Source organism: Hafnia psychrotolerans (assembly GCF_014639435.1).
Lineage (GTDB): Bacteria > Pseudomonadota > Gammaproteobacteria > Enterobacterales > Enterobacteriaceae > Ewingella > Ewingella psychrotolerans.
The window spans coordinates 115,025-135,964 of the sequence record NZ_BMFZ01000008.1 but is presented as its reverse complement, the minus strand read 5'-3'; the positions used below and the strand labels follow the sequence as shown (position 1 = coordinate 135,964).

Genomic DNA, 20,940 nt, shown 5'->3' with positions numbered 1-20,940 from the left:
GCGATCAGACTTTAAACTGACTGCTCAGGCGGCTTATGCCTAAGCCATTCACTTTCGTCACTTTGATCTGCACCGGAATGCGGTCTTTCATCGCTTCGACATGGCTGATAACGCCAATGGTTTTTCCTGAAGCATTCAGACTGTCGAGGGCATCGAGTGCGGTGTCGAGTGTATCGGCGTCGAGGGTGCCAAAACCTTCGTCAAGGAACAGCGAATCAATACGGGTTTTATCACTGACCAGATCGGACAATGCCAGTGCTAGCGCCAGACTGACCAGGAAACTCTCGCCGCCGGACAGTGTGCGGGTGTCGCGCACGGCGTCAGCCTGCCAGGTATCCACGACCTGTAACTCCAGCGCATCACTGGTCTTGCGCTGTAACAGATAGCGACCATGTAGCTTCGCCAGCTGTTTATTGGCTAAATAGACCAGATGATCCAGCGTCAGGCCCTGCGCAAACTTGCGGAATTTCGCGCCGTCGCTGGAGCCGATCATCTGGTTGAGATAGCCCCAGTCATCACAGGTAAGCTGTGCCAGCGCAATCTGAGCGATCAGCGCCTGTTGCCCGCTGTGACGTTCTTGATCGAACTTCAACTGATTATTCACTTCGCCAAGACGCTGCTGTAACCCTTTTAGCTGCTGCGTCAGTGCATCCTGTTCGGTGGTGAGTTGAGTCAGGTCGCTTGCGGTTTCACTGAGATGAATAGGGCGGGCAAGACGATGTTTTTCAAGCTGTTGGTTGGCATCAGTCAGTAATGCCTGTGCCTGTGCCAGTTGTTGTTGCAGATGTTCTTTACGTTGCTGAAGTTGCTGACGCAGCGTGTCGTCGAGCAGCGCCAGTTTCACTGCCTCTTCATCCGCAAATCCGCTGGCGTTCAGCGCCCGTTGCCAGTCCTGTTCCGCCTGCGTCAGCCGTGTTGTGGCCTGCACTTGTTGTTGCTGCGTATTGGCAAACTGACCGGCAAGCTGATCGCGCTGTTCCTGCGCTTTATGCAGAGCGACCTGAGCATCACTGACCGCTTTTTCTGCCGCCTGCTGTTGCTGATGCAAGTGTTCGCGAACCTGAGTTACCTGACGGTCGCCGAACAGTTCGAGGCGTTTGGCATTCAGCTCAGAAAGGGATTTTTCCCCTTCCTCCCGTTGCTTTTGCCACCGCCCGAGCTGTTGCTGAGATTTCGCCTGCGTCTCTTCCAGTAGGGTAATGCGTTCGGTCAGCAAGGCACTTTGTTGCTGCACTTTTTGCTGTGTATTCAGGGCGTCATTCAGCGCATCTTTGGCCTGTTGCAGCGCTCGTGACAGTTGTTCGTGCTGGCTGATCAGCGTCTGAGAATGCTGCTCTTCCTCATCGCGAGCGGTCAGCCATTGTGTGATGTCGCTGGTGTCATGTAGCGTAAATGTCAGATTTAGCGGCGCACTGAGCTGTTGCCAGTTTTCGATATGCGCATTCAGTTGTTGCTGGTCCTGTTCCCGTTGCGTTTGCAGACGCGTTTGCTGTTCTTTCAGGCTTTTTATTTTTGCCGCCAGCTCGATACCGCTGGCTTTGACTGCATCGAATTCAAGCTGCATTTTCTCGACGCGCTGCGCCGTATCAGAAGGTTTGACCTCCTGATAATGTTCAATCGCCGGATGCGATGTTGAACCACATAACGGGCAGGCTTTGCCGTTTTGCAGGTTGGCGCGTTCGGTTTCGAGACTGACGATCAGCACTTCCTGTTTATGCAGTGCCTTGACGTCGTTCAGATGCTCGAGCTGTTTCTGACATTGCAGGCGGATCGCACCAAGCCGTTGTTCTTCGTCAGCCAGTTGTGTCTGATACTGCGCAAAATCTTTGTGCTGTTGCTGCACGCGCTGGTGCAGTTGTGGGAAAATTTGCACGAGAGAAAACAGCTGTTGTCGCACTGGCCGCAGCTGTGCCAGTTCGGCCTGCCGTTTCTTCAATGCTGTCAGCGGATGCTGTTTTTCCAGGTCTGTCTGGTGTTGCTGTACGGTGTTCAGCGCATCGGTCAGCGCGGTCTGTTGGGTCTGATGCTGGCGACTTTGTTGATCCAGTTTCTGACGCTCAGTGGTCATTTGCTGAAGCGTCGCGCTCTGCTCCCCGGCTTGTTTCTGTAAGTCGTTGAGCAACTGCTGTGTTTCAGCCAGTGTTTTGCGGCATTGGGTGATTTCGCCATCCAGCGGAATAATTTGATCTATCCGTTTTTCTTGCTGGCGCTGTTCTTCGGCTTGTTTCTGGCGTGCAATCTGTGCCTGTTCCAGCACCTGATTTAGCGGCGTCATCTGCGCCAACTGGTGTTCCTGCTGCTGAACCAGGTGCGCGATCCGTTGTTGGAGTTCCTGCGTCTCTTTTTGGCAGCGTTGGCGATCGATGAGTCGCGAACGCAGCTTTTCTGCCGGTTCACTGCGCGCGAGTTGTTGGAGTTGCGGCGCGGCCTGAACGGTTTGCTGTTCTGCCGCTGCCAACTGTTGCTGGGAGTGCCGCTGTTTTTGTTGTATCTGTTGCCACTGTTGCAGCCAGTTGAGGTCCAGCCGGCGTTGTTGTGCCTGCTGGCTGAGGCTGATCTCCTGAGCATTCAGCTCGCTCAGCTCTGTTTCCAATGTCTGCCGCTGTTCTGCGCTCAGCAGTTCAATACCGGCCATGCGCTGGTGCAAACCGTCGAGCTGATGCTTCGCTTGTTTATGTTGCTCGAATACCTGTTCTGACAGATGACCGTAAATCTCAGTGCCAGTCAGTTCTTCCAGCAATTCGGCGCGATCGTTGGCGTCGGCATTGAGGAAAGCGGCAAACTGTCCCTGCGACAGCATCATTGATTTGGTGAAACGGCCGAAGTCCAGCCCGGTCAGTTGGGCAATGGCGTCGAGTTTATCGCGCACTTTGTCAGCCAAAATTTTACCGTCGGCTAATAATGCCAGCTCCACTTTTGGCGCCTGCAAATTGCCGTCCGGCGAATTTTTAGCCCGCCGCTGACTCCAGAAAGCGCGGTAGCCAATGCCTTTTACTTCGAACTCTACCTCGGCCAGCGATTCTGCTGTGTGGCGGGTCATCAGTTCATTTTGCGTCGGCGAAACGTTCAGGCGCGGTGTTTGGTGATACAGCGCCAGACAAATGGCATCGAGCAGGGTGGTTTTACCCGCGCCGGTTGGGCCGGTAATGGCAAATAAGCCGTTGCTGGCAAAGGGTTCGGCGGTGAAGTCGATTTTCCATTCGCCTTCCAGCGAGTTCAGGTTTTTTAAACGCAGGCTGAGAATTTTCATTGTGCGCTGTCCTCCGCGATCTGACCGCTGGTGACCTGCTCAACAACCTGCGTGAACAGCGTGCGCATCCGTGCCTGACGCGGTTCATCGGGATCCGGCTCCTGGGCCAGACGCCGTTCAAACACCTCGCTGACGGTCAGTTCGCTGAGGGTTTCTTTTTCCTGCTGTTCGATACTGTTAATGCGTTGTTCTTTGCTGCGGCGCAGCAACACCACTTCCACCGGAAGTTCCGTGGTCAGTGCCTGAATGCGTCTTTGGATATCACTGAGGTAATCCTGAGTGGCGACTTCAATATCGAGCCATACCGGCTTGCTGGTATCGGTGCCAGCAAACTGTTTTAACTGCTGCTCGATGTCAGCCAATGTGCCTTTAATCATCTTCATCGGTTGAAACTGCGGAATGTCCAGCGTGTCGATGGAATTAAGCGTCGCGCCATCGAAATCAAGTAAGTAGACGCTTTTTACTTTGCTCAGTTCGTCAAAGCTCAGGGCGATCGGTGAGCCGCTATAGCGGATGTGTTCGGTTTTGGCCACGCACTGGGCGCGGTGGATATGACCGAGCGCCACGTAATCAACCGGCGGGAAAGCCTGCGCGGGGAAAGCGTCGAGCGTACCGATATAGATGTCGCGTACTGAGTCTGAGGTCGTGACGCCGACGGTGGTAAGATGGCCGGTAGCGATGATCGGCAACGGCACACCGAGGCGTTCACGCTCGGCCTGTGCGGCTTGGTACAGCGCGTCGTAGTGCGCGGCAATGGCTTCTTGTAATGCCAGTTGCTTATCGCTGCCGGACTGCCCGGCCTGACTGGCGATGAGATCGCGTGGTCGCAGGAATGGAATGGCACACAGCACCGCGCCAGGCGTGCCATCCCGCTGATTCAGTACTAAAATTTGTTGCGCTAAATCCTCACCGACAGTAGCGATGACTCTCGTATTGAGGCAGGAGAGCAGTTCGCGTGATTCATTGAGTGTGGCGACGGAGTCATGATTTCCAGCCAGCACAATCAGTTGACAGCCGGTCTGTTGTAACTCCACCACAAAGCGGTTATACAATTCACGCGCATAGCTCGGTGGCGAGCCGGTATCAAAAATGTCTCCGGCGACAATCACCGCGTCAACCTGGTGATTTTCCACCTGCTCCGTCAGCCAGCGCAAAAATGCCTGATGTTCGGCGGCGCGGCTTTTAGTGAAAAAATATTGACCAAGATGCCAGTCTGAGGTGTGGATCAGGCGCATGAAACTCCCGTGGTGAAGTGTGCCGGAGGTATTGCCGCAAAGTATAAACATCAGCGGGGGCGACTGTCCCAGTTAAATTATCCGCGTTTCAGTGGCATGACGTAATAATGAAGGCTTAACGACATTAAGTTCACTTGCCGGTTTGTTTCATGCTTTTTAGTCATAAAAGCGTCACAAAACTGACGCATAATGCCTCCGCAATCAAACAATTGATCGCTAACCTATTGGCAGGACCTACGATGGCTAGACGTATATTAGTGGTTGAAGATGAAGCTCCGATCCGTGAAATGGTCTGCTTCGTACTGGAACAGAATGGCTATCAGGCAATTGAAGCGGAAGATTTTGACTCGGCTATTGCCCGCTTGATTGAACCTTTCCCTGAGCTTATCTTGCTCGACTGGATGCTACCGGGCGGTTCCGGCATTCAGTTTATCAAGCATCTCAAACGCGAAGCTTTAACGCGTGAGATTCCTGTCATGATGCTAACGGCACGCGGCGAAGAAGAAGACCGGGTGCGCGGGCTGGAAGTGGGGGCTGATGACTACATTACCAAACCCTTCTCACCGAAAGAGCTGGTAGCGCGTATTAAAGCCGTGATGCGCCGCATTTCTCCGATGGCAGTAGAAGACGTCATCGACATGCAGGGCCTGATCCTCGACCCGTCCTCACACCGCGTGATGGCTAACGAGCAGGCGCTCGACATGGGACCAACAGAATTTAAATTGCTGCACTTCTTTATGACGCATTCAGAACGCGTTTACAGCCGCGAACAGTTGCTCAATAATGTTTGGGGCACTAACGTGTATGTAGAAGACCGCACGGTGGACGTCCATATTCGTCGCCTGCGCAAAGCGTTGGAAAGCAGCGGGCACGATCGTATGATTCAAACCGTGCGTGGAACGGGTTACCGTTTCTCAACGCGCTACTAAGTCGCCACAGCGGAGAATCTGCGTGTTAGAACGTTTGTCCTGGAAGCGGCTGGCCGGTGAACTGTTTCTGTTTTGCCTGCCAGCACTCGTCATCGGAATTTTCTTCGGCCATTTAGGATGGTTACTTTTTGCATCGCTTTTGGCAGCATTAGGCTGGAATTACTATAACCAGCTTAAACTCTCTCACTGGCTCTGGCTCGATCGCAGTATCACTCCGCCAAATGGCCGCTGGAGCTGGGAGCCGCTGTTTTATGGCCTCAACCAGATGCAAATGCGTAACCGACGCCGGCGGCGCGAACTCGGGCAACTGATTAAACGTTTTCGCAGTGGTGCCGAATCCCTGCCCGATGCGGTCGTATTGGCAACCGAAGAAGGGAATATTTTCTGGTGTAATCGTCTGGCGCAGGAACTGCTCGGCTTTCGCTGGCCGGAAGATAATGGGCAGCATATTTTTAATCTGCTGCGCTACCCTGAATTCCGCGCCTGGGTACAGGCCCGCGAATTTGACCATGCATTGAATTTGCAACTCAATAACGATCACTATGTTGAATTCCGCGTCATGCCCTATTCGGAAGGGCAGTTGCTGATGGTTGCGCGCGATGTGACCCAGATGCGGCAGCTCGAAGGTGCCCGGCGTAACTTCTTCGCCAATGTTAGCCATGAACTTCGCACACCCTTGACGGTGTTGCAGGGGTATCTCGAGATGATGGAAGACGCCAAACTGGAAGAGCCTTTCCGCACCAAGGCGTTGGATACTATGCAGGAACAGACCCGCCGCATGGACGGACTGGTGAAGCAACTGCTGACGTTGTCACGTATCGAGGCGGCGACTAACATCGATCTTAATGAGCGGGTGGATATGCCACTGATGCTGGGCATGCTTGAACGGGAAGTGCAGACGCTAAGCAGCGGTCGCCATGAGATTGTGTTTCGCGTGAATGACAAGTTGCAGGTGTTTGGCAATGAAGATCAGCTGCGCAGCGCGGTGTCGAATCTGGTCTACAACTCCGTCAACCACACGCCAGCAGGTACCCGGATTGAAGTCAGTTGGCAGCAAACGCCTCTGGGTGCGCAGTTTCAGGTCAGTGATAACGGGCCGGGTATTGCACCGCAACATTTGCCGCGTCTGACTGAGCGTTTCTATCGCGTGGACAAGGCCCGTTCGCGTCAGACCGGTGGCAGTGGTCTGGGGCTGGCGATCGTTAAACATGCTCTCAGCCATCACAGCGCCAAGCTGGATATCATCAGTGAGGTGGGTACCGGCACCCGCTTTATGTTCACTTTGCCGCAACGGCTGATTGTTCCTGTCGGTCAACTTAACAAAAGCCGAGTTAAGCATCCGGATTAACATAGAAAGCTGCCGCGGGGCAGCCTTCTATTGACCTCGGTAAGAATCCCATCTCTGACATGAATTTCCTTCACGTCCCATGAAAATTCCTCGTTTGTTGCTGAAACCATTGCATGACAGGATGACTCAAATTATTTTAGCCATCCAGATGGCTTTTCGTAACTTTGGGTGATTATTCACTTTGTAAATCATTGCTCTTCGCCTGCGGCGGGGTGCCCATTCAGGAGATTTTCATGCAACGTACAACCGCTCCATTCCGTGCTGATACCGTTGGCAGTTTTTTACGCCCGGCGGCAATTAAACAGGCGCGCAAGCAGTTTCAGGCCGGTGAGATTGATGCCGGCCAGTTGCGTGCGATAGAAGATAACGAGATTCGCCGCGTGGTTGAGCTGCAAAAGGAAGCCGGTTTGCACGTCGTGACTGATGGCGAGTTTCGCCGTGCCTGGTGGCATTTCGATTTCTTCGAAGGGCTAGACGGCGTGGAAGGCTACGATGCAGTGCAGGGGATCCAATTCAACGGTGTACAGACCAAAGCGCGTAGTATCAAAGTCACCGGCAAGCTCAGGTTTAGCGATCACCCCATGCTGGAGGATTTCCGTTTTCTGAAAAGCATCAGTGGTGATGCTACGCCCAAAATGACCATTCCCAGCCCGAGTGTGATGCATTTCCGTGGCGGTCGTGATGCGATCAGTAAAGAGGTCTATCCCGATCTAGCCCAGTACTTTGACGATCTGGCACAGGTTTACCGTGATGCTATCCAGGCGTTTTATGACGCAGGTTGCCGCTATTTGCAACTTGATGACACCGTGTGGGCTTACTTGTGTTCCGAAGATCAGAAGCGGCAGATCCGTGAACGAGGTGATTCGCCTGACGTGTTGGCGCGGACTTATGCTGATGTGCTTAATAAAGCCATTGCCGGTAAGCCGGATGATTTGGTGATTGGCCTGCACGTATGTCGTGGTAATTTCCGTTCCACCTGGATCTCCGAAGGAGGTTATGAGCCGGTGGCAGAGATTCTGTTTGGCGGCGTGAATGTTGATGCTTTCTTCCTGGAGTATGACAATGAACGTTCCGGTGGATTTGAACCTTTACGTTTCATCAAACCGGGTCATCAGCAGGCGGTGCTGGGCTTGATCACCACCAAATCAGGCGAACTTGAGCCAGTGAAAACGGTAGAAAGCCGTCTGGCGGAAGCGGCCGAATTCCTTGATATCAACCAGATTTGCCTCAGCCCGCAGTGCGGTTTTGCGTCAACAGAAGAAGGCAATAGCCTGACCGAAGCGCAACAGTGGGAAAAACTGAAACGGGTTGTGGATATCGCTGCACGTATTTGGTGATCAGAAAAATAAGCAGGTTAACCCTCCATTAACACTTTATAAACGTGCGTGAAATGACCTTAATCTGGTGGTTTTGCGCACTTTTAGCATCACTTGCACATATCTTGTGCTTTGTTAGTTTATAAATTAGACATATGATGTGATGGGTTTTAACTCTTATTTAGTGGTATTTACTGCTTTTTACTTATTATATGGTTGAAGACTCTGCTTTTTGGATCATGGCTTGCCTTTTCACGCTACAAACGTTTACCTTAGCCCCGCTGTCGCTCAATGCTCCCTGAATATAACAACATTTTTATCTGCATATCATCAGGTGTTTTAAGCTCCTTTTTGTCCTCACATTGGCGTTAATGACCGTGCGTACCTGACGGTATTCTCTTCATGACGAAAGTTAGGGTGGCAGCACCGGTTACTTTTATTCATTTGAACAGGTATCGCGACATCTATCATGAGTACTCGTTTAGCAAGCAAAGATATTTTGGCGCTGGGTTTTATGACCTTCGCTTTATTCGTCGGTGCCGGGAACATCATTTTCCCTCCGATGGTCGGTTTACAGGCAGGACATGAAGTCTGGTGGGCTGCTGCCGGCTTTATGGCGACGGCGGTTGGCCTTCCTGTCATCACAGTCATTGCACTGGCACGCGTCGGTGGTGGCATTGATGCCCTGAGCACACCGATTGGCCGAGCGGCCGGTTTACTGCTCGCGACAGTCTGCTACCTGGCTGTTGGGCCGCTATTCGCTACGCCGCGTACCGCGACGGTTTCTTTCGAAGTCGGTATTGCACCATTGACCGGTGATGGTCCTTTGCCGCTGTTCATTTATAGCGTGCTCTATTTTGCGTTAGTGATCGGTATCTCGCTCTATCCGGGAAGATTGCTGGATACCGTGGGCCATTTCCTTGCGCCGTTGAAAATTGTTGCACTGGGTGTGCTGGGTATTGCCGCCGTGTTGTGGCCAGCGGGGCAGAGTATTCCTGCGACCGAAGCCTATCAGACGGTGCCATTCTCCGCCGGATTTGTGAATGGCTATCTGACCATGGATACCCTGGGTGCCATGGTCTTTGGTATTGTCATTGTCAATGCGGCGCGTTCACGTGGCGTGACCGATGCAAAATTACTGACCCGTTATACTGTGCTGGCGGGTTTGATTGCGGGTGCGGGCCTGATGCTGGTTTACCTGAGCCTGTTTAAACTGGGTAAAAACAGCGCTTCACTGGTGCCGGACGCGGCTAACGGTGCCGTGATCCTGCATGCCTATGTCGAACATACCTTCGGCGGTGTCGGTAGCTTCTTTCTGGCAGCCCTGATCTTCGTTGCCTGCATGGTCACTGCGGTTGGCCTGACATGTGCTTGCGCCGAGTTTTTCGCACAATATCTGCCGTTATCGTATAAGTCGCTGGTCTTTATTCTGGGGCTGTTCTCAATGTTGGTATCGAATCTCGGCCTCAGCCATCTCATTCAGATTTCCATTCCGGTCCTGACGGCGATTTACCCGCCGTGCATCGTGCTGGTGGTCCTGAGCTTCACATTGCGCTGGTGGAATAACACCACCCGTATTGTGGCACCGGTTATGCTGGTGAGTTTAGTGTTTGGCATCCTTGACGGCGTCAAAGCGTCCGCATTGGTTGACTTTATGCCCGCCTGGACTTCGCATCTTCCGCTCTCTGCGCAGGGGTTGGCATGGTTACCGCCTTCACTGGTGATGCTGGTGCTGGTCGGGGTCTATGACAAAATCAGCGGCCAACGCAGCGTTACCGTACACCAGTGATTGGCATTGATGCTTCACGCAAGTAATGTTTAGATCATATAATTGGTTTTCGCCAAACAGGCCACGGGAGACCTCCCGTGGCTTTTTCATTGGTCGGAGTAAAGCCCCTCATCATTTTTGATGAAAATAGACATTGGATTAATTCACATGCAGCAATCAGTTGAACAAACGTCAGTTGAGAAAGACCTGCCATCGACGAAGCTAAAGCGCGGTTTGACCACGCGACATATCCGTTTCATGGCCCTCGGTTCGGCCATCGGGACAGGATTGTTTTATGGTTCGGCTGAAGCAATAAGAATGGCTGGTCCCAGCGTTCTGCTGGCGTACATCGTCGGTGGGATTATCGCGTTCATCATCATGCGCGCCTTGGGTGAAATGTCGGTTAATAATCCTCAGAGTGGTTCCTTTTCGCGTTATGCGCAGGATTATCTCGGACCGATGGCAGGTTACATCACCGGCTGGACCTACTGTTTTGAAATCTTGATTGTGGCGATTGCCGATGTGACGGCGTTTGGCATCTATATGGGAGTCTGGTTCCCGGATGTTCCACAGTGGACCTGGGTACTCAGCGTGGTGCTGATCATTGGTGCCATCAACCTGGTGAGTGTCAAGGTTTTCGGTGAGCTGGAGTTCTGGTTCTCCTTCTTCAAAGTGCTGACTATCATCATTATGATTGTGGCGGGCTTTGGCATTATTTTCTGGGGCATTGGCAACGGCGGGCAGGCGACCGGGATCCACAATTTGTGGAGTCATGGCGGATTCTTCAGTCAGGGTATCATGGGCACGATTATGTCGTTGCAACTGGTGATGTTTGCCTACGGCGGTATTGAAATCATTGGTATTACTGCCGGCGAAGCTGAGGATCCGAAGAAGTCGATTCCTAAAGCAATTAATTCCGTTCCGCTGCGTATTTTGGTGTTCTACGTAGGGACACTGTTTGTGATTATGTCGATTTTCCCGTGGAATCAGGTGGGAACGCAGGGCAGCCCGTTTGTGCTGACTTTCCAGCATATGGGCATCACCGCCGCAGCAGGTATTCTCAATTTCGTTGTCATTACCGCCTCTCTTTCTGCGATTAACAGTGATGTGTTCGGTGTTGGCCGTATGCTGCACGGGATGGCAAAACAGGGACAGGCACCTAAAATGTTCAGCAAAGTGTCACGTCTGGGGACACCCTGGGTCACGGTTTTGGTGATGATGGGCGCGTTGCTGATTGCGGTTTATCTCAATTACATCATGCCGTCGAGCGTATTCCTGGTGATTGCGTCTCTGGCGACGTTCGCGACTGTCTGGGTGTGGATTATGATCCTATTCTCACAGATTGGTTTTCGCCGAAAACTAAGTCAACAGCAAGTTAATGAGCTGGAATTTCCTTTACGTGGTGGCGTGTATACCTCTGTATTCGGCATCATATTCCTGGTGTTTATCATTGGCCTGATCGGCTATTTCCCTGATACTCGCATATCGCTGTATGTGGGTCTGGTATGGGTGGCGGTGTTGCTGATCGGTTATGCGTTTAAGCTGCGTAACGATCGTAAGAAAGAAGCATTGGTGCTGAGCAGCAAAGCGTAAGCAAGCACTTACCTTCCGTCAAAGAAAAGCCCCCGACATCGGAAGATAGCGGGGGCTTTTGATTTGCAGAGACTATTAACACAAATCATTCGAGCGGTATCACCCTGGCTTTCGCCTTTGAACCGCTCTTGGGCTGGCCCCAACGGGGCGAGGCTCTGGCGAGTAACGCTGCCACTCAGTCACCACCCGGAACTTACACCGTGCTAAGGGGGAATGATGGCAGCCAGCGGCGAGACCGCTCAAAGGATGCCTGGTTAATAACCGATGGCTGCCCCCGCCGGGCGTCGGACATCATTCGCACCGTATAGATAACCTTCACGTACTTTCCCGGATACCGCCGAGTCATTGCCTGAGTTAGCGGACGTTACGCCTGCTGCTCCCGGTAACCCGACCAAAATCAGCTCTGCCGCACCCCACGGGGTTTGTTCGACCATCTTGTATCCCATCTTCGCCAGAATGTTCAGGCTGTCAGCTGAGACGCCGCGTTGCTCGTAATAGACTTCGTCCGGTAACCACTGATGATGAATGCGTGGTGCATCTACGGCCTCCTGTGGCGGCATCCCGTGATCAATCACATTAAGCGCCGTTTGCAGCGTAATGGTGATGATGCGTGAACCGCCAGGAGAACCGAGAACCATAAAGATTTTGCCATCTTTGGTCACTAAACTCGGGCTCATGGAGGAGAGTGGGCGCTTACCGGGGGCGATAGAATTTCGGCTGCCTTGTACCAGACCATAGAGATTTTTTTCGCCAACTTTTACGGTAAAATCATCCATTTCGTCATTGAGGAAGAAGCCCGTGCCAGGTGCAATAACCACGGAACCAAAGCGACCATTAACGGTATAAGTGGTGGAGACGGCGTTACCCATTTTGTCGACGATAGAGTAATGCGTGGTTTCCGGTTTTTCATGGGGTTCCATGCCGGGTTGAACCTGAGTCGATGGCGTGGCTTTGTCTGTTTCAATTTTTTTGCGAATTTCTGCGGCATAGCTTTTGCTAACCAGACGGTCGATCGGATTTTTAACGAATTCCGGGTCGCCCAGATAGGTATTGCGGTCCATATAGGCGTGGCGCATCGCTTCGGTTAAGTAATGAATGGAAGCGGCGGAGTTGAAGCCCATGCTTTTCATATCATAGCCTTCGACAATATTTAGGATTTCACACATTGTCACGCCGCCGGAACTTGGCGGTGGCGCTGAAACAAATTTATAGCCACGGTAACTACAGGTGATTGGGGCCATTTCGGTGACTTTGTAATTGGCAAAGTCGGCAGCGGTGAGAATACCGCCGCCTTTTTTCGATGCCGCTTCAACCGCCTGCGGAATTTTGCCTTTATAGAAAGCGTCCGGGCCATGCTGTGATATCGCTTCCAGCGTGTTCGCCAGATCCTTTTGCACCAATTTGTCGCCCGGTTGCAGGGCAGTGCCATCTTTGCGCAGGAAAATGCGGGCAGCTTCTGGGTCCTGTTTAAAACGTTTGACGGTGGTATCAAGGATGTCGGTATCGGCACGGGTCAGGACAAAGCCCTGACGGGCCAGTTTAATGGCCGGTGCCATCACCTGTTTGCGGGTCAGTTTACCGTACTCACGTTGCACGGTATCCATGCCAAGCACGGTGCCGGGAACGCCGGAGGCCAGATAACCATATAAACTGGCATCTTTTTTCACTCTGCCGTCCGCGTCGAGATACATGTTGGCGCTGGCCGCAGCCGGTGCGGTTTCACGGAAGTTGATGAAGGTATCTTTACCGTCAGCCAGATGGACGGTCATAAAGCCGCCACCCCCTATGTTACCGCAGCAAGGGTTAACCACGGCCTGCGCATACCCTACTGCGACGGCCGCATCAATGGCGTTCCCACCCATTTTCAGAACTTCCACACCCACCTGCGAGGCCAGGTATTGTGACGTCACCACCATGCCGTTTTTGGATTCTACCGCGGGATTGGAGGCTGCATACAACGGGAAGCTTGATAGCATTACCAATGCGATGAGTGATTTTTTCCATGGACTTACTAACATATAAACTCCTGTTTAATACCCTGTCATTTTGGTTGCAGAACTTTCAGGTTCTTGTGTGATAACGTTTTTTTGACGGCGATTGTATTCCCTTCGCCTGTGTAAAATTATGCAAAGCACAGGCCAGTTTTCCATAAGGTCATTTGACCAGGGAAAAGGAATCTAGTGAGCGTAGCGGGAATGAGATGAGACGGGCAGGAGTTTGTTGCGAAAATGTGAAGATAACGATTAACTAACAAAAATGAAGTCAAAAAAACGGCCAACAAGGAGGCTGACCGTGATTGCGCTGCTTCTGTAAAGAATTACAGTTTTGACGCGTTTTCAGACAGGTATTTAGCTACGCCATCCGGGGATGCGCCCATACCTTCTTTGCCTTTTTCCCACTGAGCTGGGCACACTTCGCCGTGCTCTTCGTGGAATTGCAGCGCGTCAACCATACGCAGCATTTCATCGATATTACGGCCCAGAGGCAGGTCGTTAACAACCTGGTGGCGAACCACACCGGCTTTATCGATCAGGAAAGAACCGCGCAGTGCAACGCCAGCTTCCGGATGTTCGATACCGTAAGCTTTTTGAATTTCGCGCTTGATATCAGCAACCATCGCGTATTTCACTTCACCGATGCCGCCTTTCTCAACCGGAGTTTTACGCCATGCGTTATGAACGAATTCGGAGTCGAAAGAAACACCAACAACTTCTACGCCACGTTTCTGAAACTCTTCGTAACGATGATCGAAAGCGATCAGTTCAGAAGGACATACAAAGGTGAAGTCCATTGGCCAGAAGAAGATCACAGCTGGTTTGCCAGCAGTGTGTTTTTTAAAGTTGAAGTTTTCAACAACTTCACCACTGCCGAGTACTGCTGCTGCGGTGAAATCAGGGGCTGGACGAGTTACCAGGACCATAAGTACTCCTGTTTATAATAGGTAAGTGGATAGGATGTATAAGTCGATAGCTAGTATAAGGGCTGGGGGAAAGCGAATAAACCCCATCAGACCAATCAATCAGATAGTATCTGGCTATCAGTTTGTGAGGCGGATCTCAATTCAAGCCATGGCTAACAACTCGAGTTACATTGATTCGTGTTGTATTTCACGCTTTATATGAAAGGGTTAAAGCTGCCGGTTTTTCGCCTGCTGCATCATCTGAGGGTAAAACTGCCAAAAAAGCTGTTCGAGAGCGTCATAGTTCAGCTCAAGATCGTGGAAAGAGCCTTCCAGTGCGCTGAGTTTTGGTCGCCTGGACGCCATCCCTGCTAATACCTTGCCAATAAACGGCAGCGCGGCATAACGTTGCATCCAGCGCTCCGGCCATAGCCAAGCATTCAGGTTCTGAAAACGTTCTGGCATACCGATGAGTTGCGGTTCAATTTCCTGCTGGCACTGGGCGATAAAATCTTCCAGCGAAATATCAGGCACCAGCGTTTCCCAGTGGAGGGAAAGGAAGTGATCCCAGACCACATCAAGTGTAATAGGCGCTACGCGGCGGAACTCCTGACGAAAATATTCACGGGCGATTTTGACTTCCGGCAAGCTGTCGGTCATGACATCAACCCGACGATGCATGCGGATCCCGCTGACAATATTGTCAGAATAAAGGCCGTCAGGATTGCCACGAACGAAGTCGGCCAGCAGGTTACCCAGCAGCGAACTGTCGGCCAGCGAGGCCAGATGGAGGTGAGCTAAAAAATTCATTGCGGCATTATAGTGCTATAAACATGATAAAAGACATGCCTGCGGGCGTCTTAATTGCGGCATAAGCTTGCAGCCAAAGGCCCGTACCACTAGACTAACCCGCCTGTTTTTGTCCGTTAAGTGAAGTGAAAAGCCATGCGTGTTGCCGATTTTTCTTTTGAACTCCCTGAGTCCCTGATTGCCCGCTATCCGCAAACCCAGCGCAGCGGCTGCCGTTTGTTGTCTCTGGATGGTCCGACCGGTGAGTTGACTCACGGCATTTTCACTGACTTGCTCGACAAACTCGATGCGGGTGATCTGCTGGTGTTTAACAACACCCGAGTGATCCCCGCCCGTGTATTTGGCCGTAAAGCCAGCGGCGGTAAGATTGAAGTATTAGTCGAACGCGTATTGGATTCAAAACGCATTCTGGCGCACGTCCGTGCGTCAAAATCGCCCAAACCAGGTGCAGAACTGCTGTTAGGCGATAACGAAAATATCAAAGCCACGATGGTGGCGCGCCACGATACGTTATTCGAACTCGAATTTAATGAAGATCGCGACGTCTTTACTCTGCTTGATGAAATCGGTCATATGCCGTTACCGCCTTATATTGACCGCCCGGATGAGCAGGCTGACCGTGAGTTGTATCAGACGGTTTATAGCGAACGTCTGGGTGCCGTTGCCGCGCCGACCGCCGGTTTGCATTTCGACCAACCGCTGATGGACGCGCTCAAAGAGAAGGGAGTTGAGTTTGCTTTCGTCACGCTGCATGTGGGCGCAGGCACGTTCCAACCGGTACGGGTGGAAACGATCGAAGAACATGTCATGCATGCTGAATATGCTGAAGTTCCACAGGACGTGGTTGATGCTGTATTAGCGTGTAAGGCGCGTGGCAATAAAGTGGTGGCGGTGGGTACGACATCGGTACGCTCGCTGGAAAGTGCAGCGAAAGCCAGCGAAGATGCGCTGATTGCGCCATTCTTTGGCGATACCAAGATCTTCATTTATCCTGGCTACCATTATCAGGTGATTGATTCCCTCATCACCAATTTCCACCTACCTGAATCGACGCTGATCATGCTGGTTTCCGCTTTCGCTGGATATAAAAACACCATGAACGCTTACCAACAAGCGGTGGCAGAACAGTACCGTTTCTTTAGCTACGGCGATGCCATGTTCATCAATCGTAACCTTCTGGCACCGCTTGAAGCGGTCAGCCAGTGATTAGCGGCCTGGGCGCACTCGGTGCACTCGGGCTTTATTTTTCCGCGCACAGTGACGCGGAGTAACCTCATCAGACTGTTTCTCTGATGCTGGAGGCAATGTGAAGTATGAATTAAGCTCCACCGATGGCCGCGCTCGTCGCGGACGTTTGGTTTTTGAACGTGGCGTGGTAGAAACCCCGGCATTCATGCCTGTGGGGACTTACGGCACGGTAAAAGGCATGACGCCGGAAGAAGTGAAAGAGACTGGCGCGCAGATCCTGCTCGGCAATACTTTCCATCTGTGGCTGCGTCCGGGCCAGGAAATTATGAAGCTACACGGTGACTTGCATGATTTCATGAACTGGCATGGCCCGATCCTCACTGACTCAGGCGGCTTCCAGGTCTTTAGTCTGGGCGCGATGCGTAAAATCAAAGAAGAGGGCGTGCATTTCCGTAATCCGATCAACGGCGATCCGGTGTTCCTCAGCCCCGAGAAGTCGATGGAGATCCAAAACGATCTCGGTTCTGACATTGTGATGATCTTCGACGAATGTACGCCATATCCTGCTGATTGGGATTACGCCAAAAGTTCGATGGAGATGTCACTTCGCTGGGCGAAACGCAGCCGCGACCGCTTCAACGAATTGAATAATAAGAATGCTTTGTTCGGGATCATCCAGGGCAGCGTTTACGAAGATTTACGAGATGTATCATTAAAAGGGCTGGTGGATATTGGCTTTGATGGTTACGCTGTGGGCGGCTTGGCGGTAGGTGAGCCAAAAGAGGACATGCACCGTATTCTGGAACATGTCTGTCCGCAGATTCCGGAAGACAAACCGCGTTATCTGATGGGCGTCGGCAAGCCGGAGGATTTGGTTGAAGGTGTGCGCCGCGGCGTGGATATGTTTGACTGTGTTATGCCAACGCGGAATGCGCGGAATGGTCATCTATTCGTCACTGACGGCATCGTGAAAATCCGGAATGCCAAGTATAAAGACGACACAACGACACTCGATGAGCATTGCGATTGTTACACTTGTCGCAATTACAGTCGTGCCTACTTGCATCATCTCGACCGTTGCAACGAAATACTGGGTGCGCGGCTCAATACCATTCATAATCTGCGTTATTATCAGCGTTTGATGGCAGGTTTACGCCTGGCTATTGAAGAGGGTAAATTAGAGCTGTTTGTGAAAGAGTTTTACGAGCGTAAAGGTAAAGAAGTTCCGCCTTTAAACTTTTGATTGAAAATAATATTTTCATGATTTGCCTGGCGTCGCTATTTTGGCGACACTTTTAAACGAGTCGATTCAATAGAAACAAACGGCTTATCGTTATGTTTCATAACAACAATGAGGGAATTTAAATGAGTCTTTTCATTTCCGATGCAGTCGCAGCTTCCGGCGCACCGTCACAGGGAAGTCCTTACTCTCTGGTCATCATGCTGGTGGTCTTTGGTCTGATTTTCTATTTCATGATCCTGCGCCCGCAACAGAAACGCTCTAAAGAACACAAAAAACTGATGGACTCCATCGGTAAAGGTGACGAAGTGATGACCACAGGTGGTCTGATCGGTCGCGTAAGCAAAGTAGCCGAAACCGGTTACGTTGTTATCGCGCTGAATGACACCACGGAAGTGATGATCAAGCGTGACTTCGTGGCTGCCGTTCTGCCGAAAGGTACGATGAAGGCTCTTTAATTTTCGATTTTCCCGAAGGGAACTGCCGTGTTAAACCGTTATCCTTTGTGGAAGTATCTGATGCTGATCGCTGTGGTCATCGTCGGTCTGCTATATGCACTTCCCAACCTTTATGGTGAGGATCCGGCTGTTCAAATTACTGGCGCTCGGGGCTCCGACGCCAGTGTTGCAACGCTGGACCAAGTCAAAAACGCATTAGATCAAGACAAGATTCAGAGCAAGTCGATTGTCCTCGAAAATGGTCAGATTCTTGCTCGCTTTAAAGACACTGATGTACAGCTGCGCGCACGCGAAGCCCTCACCAGCGCACTGGGCGACAAGTTTGTTATTGCACTTAACTTAGCGCCGGCAACGCCGCGATGGTTAAGCATGCTGGGTGCTGAGCCGATGAAGCTCGGTCTTGACCTTCGTGGTGGCGTGCACTTCCTTATGGAAGTTGACATGGATACCGCATTGGGCAAGCTACAAGAGCAGACCATGGACAGCATGCGCAGCGATCTGCGCGAGAAAAATATTCCTTACGCCACGGTACGTAAAATCGACAACTATGGTGTCGAAATCCGTTTCCGTGATGCCGCGACCCGCGACAAAGCCGTCAGCTATCTTTCCCCACGTCACCGTGATTTAGTCATCAACTCCAGCGGCGATAATGCTGCACGTGTTGTCATGACTGATGCGCGTCTGAGTGAAGCTCGTGAATACGCTGTTCAGCAAAACATTAATATTTTGCGTAACCGTGTAAACCAGTTAGGTGTGGCCGAGCCATTGGTACAGCGTCAGGGCTCTGACCGTATTGTGGTTGAACTGCCGGGTATTCAGGATACTGCACGCGCCAAAGAAATTTTGGGCGCGACAGCCACGTTGGAATTCCGTCTGGTTAACACCAACGTTGATGCCACTGCTGCAGCATCGGGCCACGTGCCCGGTGACAGCGAAGTGAAATATACCCGTGAGGGCCGCCCGGTTGTTTTGTACAAACGCGTGATCCTGACCGGTGACCATATCACTGACTCAACGTCCAATATGGACGAATACAACCAGCCGCAGGTCAACATCTCCCTCGACAGCGCAGGCGGTAACGCCATGTCTAACTTCACGAAGGACAACATCGGTAAACCGATGGCTACCCTGTTTGTGGAGTACAAAGACAGCGGTAAGAAAGATGCTAACGGCCGTTCGATTCTGGCTAAGCAGGAAGAAGTGATCAACGTGGCGACGATTCAGTCACGCTTGGGCAACAACTTCCGTATTACCGGGGTTAACGATCCGAATGAAGCCCGCCAGCTTTCTCTGCTGTTGCGTGCGGGTGCGTTGATCGCGCCAATTCAGATTGTTGAAGAACGTACCATCGGCCCAACTCTGGGTATGCAGAACATCACCCAAGGTCTGGAAGCTTGCTTGTGGGGCCTGGTGGCATCAATCGTGTTTATGGTGGTTTGGTACCGTAAATTCGGCTTGATTGCGACGACTGCGCTGGTTGCTAACCTGATCCTCATTGTTGGCGTGATGTCCCTGTTGCCTGGGGCTACACTGACCATGCCAGGTATTGCAGGTATCGTGTTAACGCTGGCGGTTGCAGTTGATGCCAACGTATTGATCAATGAGCGTATTAAGGAAGAGCTGCGGAACGGACGTTCAGTTCAGCAGGCGATCCATGAAGGCTATAAAGGTGCGTTCTCCAGTATCATTGATGCCAACATTACAACCCTGATCACGGCGATTATTCTTTATGCGGTGGGTACCGGTTCGATAAAAGGCTTCGCTATCACCACGGCTATCGGTGTAGCAACTTCTATGTTTACGTCGATCGTCGGAACTCGTGCCATCGTCAACCTGCTTTACGGCGGCAAACGCATTAAAAAGCTGTCTATCTGAGGAGTGCGTTGTGGCACAGCAACAATATACTGTTGAACAACTGAACTATGGTCGTAAAGTCATCGACTTTATGCGCTGGGACAACGTAGCCTTCGTCATTTCGGGCATGTTGTTGATAGCATCAATCGCTATCATAGGCGTTCGCGGGTTTAACTGGGGCCTCGATTTTACCGGTGGTACGGTAATTGAAATTAGCCTTGATAAACCCGCCAACCTCGATGATATACGTTCAGCGATGGATAAAGCCGGGTTCTCTGATCCAGTGGTGCAAAACTTCGGCAGCAGCCGTGACGTTATCGTCCGTCTGCCACCGGCGACCGGCGCTGCAGGTCAGGAACTGGGTAATAAAGTCATTGGCCTTATCAACGCCGATATTGACAAAAATGCGTCCGTAAAACGCATCGAGTTTGTCGGTCCGAGTGTGGGTAGCGATTTAGCACAGGCTGGCGGTATGGCGCTGCTGATGGCGCTGATCTCTATCCTGGTGTATGTCGGTTTCCGGTTTGAATGGCGACTGGCGCTGGGTGCGGTTATCGCACTGGCGCATGACGTCATCATCACCATGGGCGTATTGTCATTGTTCAGGATCGAAGTTGACCTGACTATCATCGCGTCCCTGATGTCGGTTATTGGCTACTCGCTGAATGACTCCATTGTGGTATCGGACCGTATTCGTGAGAACTTCCGCAAAATTCGTCGCGGTAACTCTTACGAAATCATGAACGTGTCCCTGACCCAGACGTTAAGCCGTACCATTATGACCTCAGCGACCACGCTGATGGTGGTACTGATGCTCTATATCTTTGGTGGTGCGTTGCTGGAAGGCTTCTCACTGACCATGTTGATCGGTGTGTCAATTGGTACTGTGTCGTCTATCTACGTGGCGTCCGCGCTGGCTCTGAAACTGGGCATGAAGCGTGAACACATGTTGCAGCAAAAAGTGGAAAAAGAAGGTGCAGATCAGCCTTCGATTCTGCCTTAAGTTGTCTTGATGTTAGTCACTAAAAAGCCCCGCATTGCGGGGCTTTTTT

At 51.7% G+C, this 20,940-nt stretch carries 15 protein-coding genes; 10 read left to right on the top strand and 5 right to left on the bottom strand.

Annotation, left to right across the window (positions count from 1 at the left end; translation table 11 throughout):
- Positions 1 to 4: 4 nt before the first annotated feature.
- Both sbcC and sbcD read right to left on the bottom strand, forming a co-directional pair.
- Positions 5 to 3,250, bottom strand: coding sequence for an exonuclease subunit SbcC (gene sbcC / locus IEV89_RS15180; RefSeq protein ID WP_188474366.1), 3,246 nt, complete (start codon positions 3,248 to 3,250; stop codon positions 5 to 7).
- A complete protein-coding gene (gene sbcD, locus IEV89_RS15175; RefSeq protein ID WP_188474365.1) occupies positions 3,247 to 4,485 on the bottom strand; it encodes an exonuclease subunit SbcD in 1,239 nt (412 codons plus the stop codon). The genes sbcC and sbcD overlap by 4 nt, the downstream gene beginning before the upstream one ends.
- A 239-nt stretch (positions 4,486 to 4,724) precedes the next feature.
- Here sbcD and phoB point away from each other — a divergent pair, with 239 nt between their 5' ends.
- From phoB to proY, 5 genes are all read left to right on the top strand, one after another.
- Positions 4,725 to 5,414, top strand: coding sequence for a phosphate response regulator transcription factor PhoB (gene phoB / locus IEV89_RS15170; RefSeq protein ID WP_188474364.1), 690 nt, complete (start codon positions 4,725 to 4,727; stop codon positions 5,412 to 5,414).
- A gap of 22 nt (positions 5,415 to 5,436) precedes the next feature.
- Entirely contained in the window at positions 5,437 to 6,762 is a 1,326-nt protein-coding gene (gene phoR / locus IEV89_RS15165; protein ID WP_188474363.1) for a phosphate regulon sensor histidine kinase PhoR, read from the top strand.
- Between the two features lie 233 nt (positions 6,763 to 6,995).
- On the top strand, positions 6,996 to 8,099 hold the full coding sequence (locus tag IEV89_RS15160; RefSeq protein ID WP_188474362.1) for a cobalamin-independent methionine synthase II family protein: 1,104 nt from the start codon (positions 6,996 to 6,998) through the stop codon (positions 8,097 to 8,099).
- 448 nt (positions 8,100 to 8,547) lie between these two features.
- A complete protein-coding gene (gene brnQ / locus IEV89_RS15155) occupies positions 8,548 to 9,867 on the top strand; it encodes a branched-chain amino acid transport system II carrier protein (protein WP_188474361.1) in 1,320 nt (439 codons plus the stop codon).
- Positions 9,868 to 10,014: 147 nt separating this feature from the next.
- On the top strand, positions 10,015 to 11,439 hold the full coding sequence (gene proY / locus IEV89_RS15150; RefSeq protein WP_188474360.1) for a proline-specific permease ProY: 1,425 nt from the start codon (positions 10,015 to 10,017) through the stop codon (positions 11,437 to 11,439).
- A 254-nt stretch (positions 11,440 to 11,693) separates the two neighbouring features.
- On the opposite strand, the gene ggt is transcribed toward proY, so the two are convergent.
- From ggt to IEV89_RS15135, 3 genes are all read right to left on the bottom strand, one after another.
- Positions 11,694 to 13,457: a gamma-glutamyltransferase gene (gene ggt, locus IEV89_RS15145; RefSeq protein WP_188474359.1), complete on the bottom strand. Its 1,764-nt coding sequence runs from the start codon at positions 13,455 to 13,457 to the stop codon at positions 11,694 to 11,696.
- A 299-nt stretch (positions 13,458 to 13,756) separates the two neighbouring features.
- Positions 13,757 to 14,359, bottom strand: coding sequence for a peroxiredoxin C (locus IEV89_RS15140; protein ID WP_188474358.1), 603 nt, complete (start codon positions 14,357 to 14,359; stop codon positions 13,757 to 13,759).
- A 207-nt stretch (positions 14,360 to 14,566) separates the two neighbouring features.
- Positions 14,567 to 15,148 carry an ACP phosphodiesterase gene (locus tag IEV89_RS15135; RefSeq protein ID WP_188474357.1) on the bottom strand — a complete coding sequence of 194 codons (582 nt, stop codon included), beginning with the start codon at positions 15,146 to 15,148 and terminating at the stop codon, positions 14,567 to 14,569.
- A gap of 135 nt (positions 15,149 to 15,283) precedes the next feature.
- Between IEV89_RS15135 and queA the strand changes: the two genes are divergently transcribed.
- The 5 genes from queA to secF all read left to right on the top strand — a co-directional run bounded on the left by queA (position 15,284) and on the right by secF (position 20,891).
- The gene (gene queA / locus IEV89_RS15130; RefSeq protein WP_188474356.1) at positions 15,284 to 16,354 is read left to right on the top strand and encodes a tRNA preQ1(34) S-adenosylmethionine ribosyltransferase-isomerase QueA; all 1,071 of its coding nucleotides are present in this window, start codon (positions 15,284 to 15,286) and stop codon (positions 16,352 to 16,354) included.
- A gap of 100 nt (positions 16,355 to 16,454) precedes the next feature.
- Positions 16,455 to 17,579, top strand: coding sequence for a tRNA guanosine(34) transglycosylase Tgt (gene tgt, locus IEV89_RS15125; RefSeq protein WP_188474355.1), 1,125 nt, complete (start codon positions 16,455 to 16,457; stop codon positions 17,577 to 17,579).
- A 122-nt stretch (positions 17,580 to 17,701) separates the two neighbouring features.
- A complete protein-coding gene (gene yajC / locus IEV89_RS15120) occupies positions 17,702 to 18,034 on the top strand; it encodes a preprotein translocase subunit YajC (protein ID WP_140470712.1) in 333 nt (110 codons plus the stop codon).
- Positions 18,035 to 18,061: 27 nt separating this feature from the next.
- The gene (secD, locus tag IEV89_RS15115) at positions 18,062 to 19,909 is read left to right on the top strand and encodes a protein translocase subunit SecD (protein ID WP_188474354.1); all 1,848 of its coding nucleotides are present in this window, start codon (positions 18,062 to 18,064) and stop codon (positions 19,907 to 19,909) included.
- A 70-nt stretch (positions 19,910 to 19,979) separates the two neighbouring features.
- Positions 19,980 to 20,891, top strand: a complete 912-nt coding sequence (gene secF / locus IEV89_RS15110; RefSeq protein ID WP_229746495.1) for a protein translocase subunit SecF — start codon at positions 19,980 to 19,982, stop codon at positions 20,889 to 20,891.
- Positions 20,892 to 20,940: the final 49 nt, after the last annotated feature.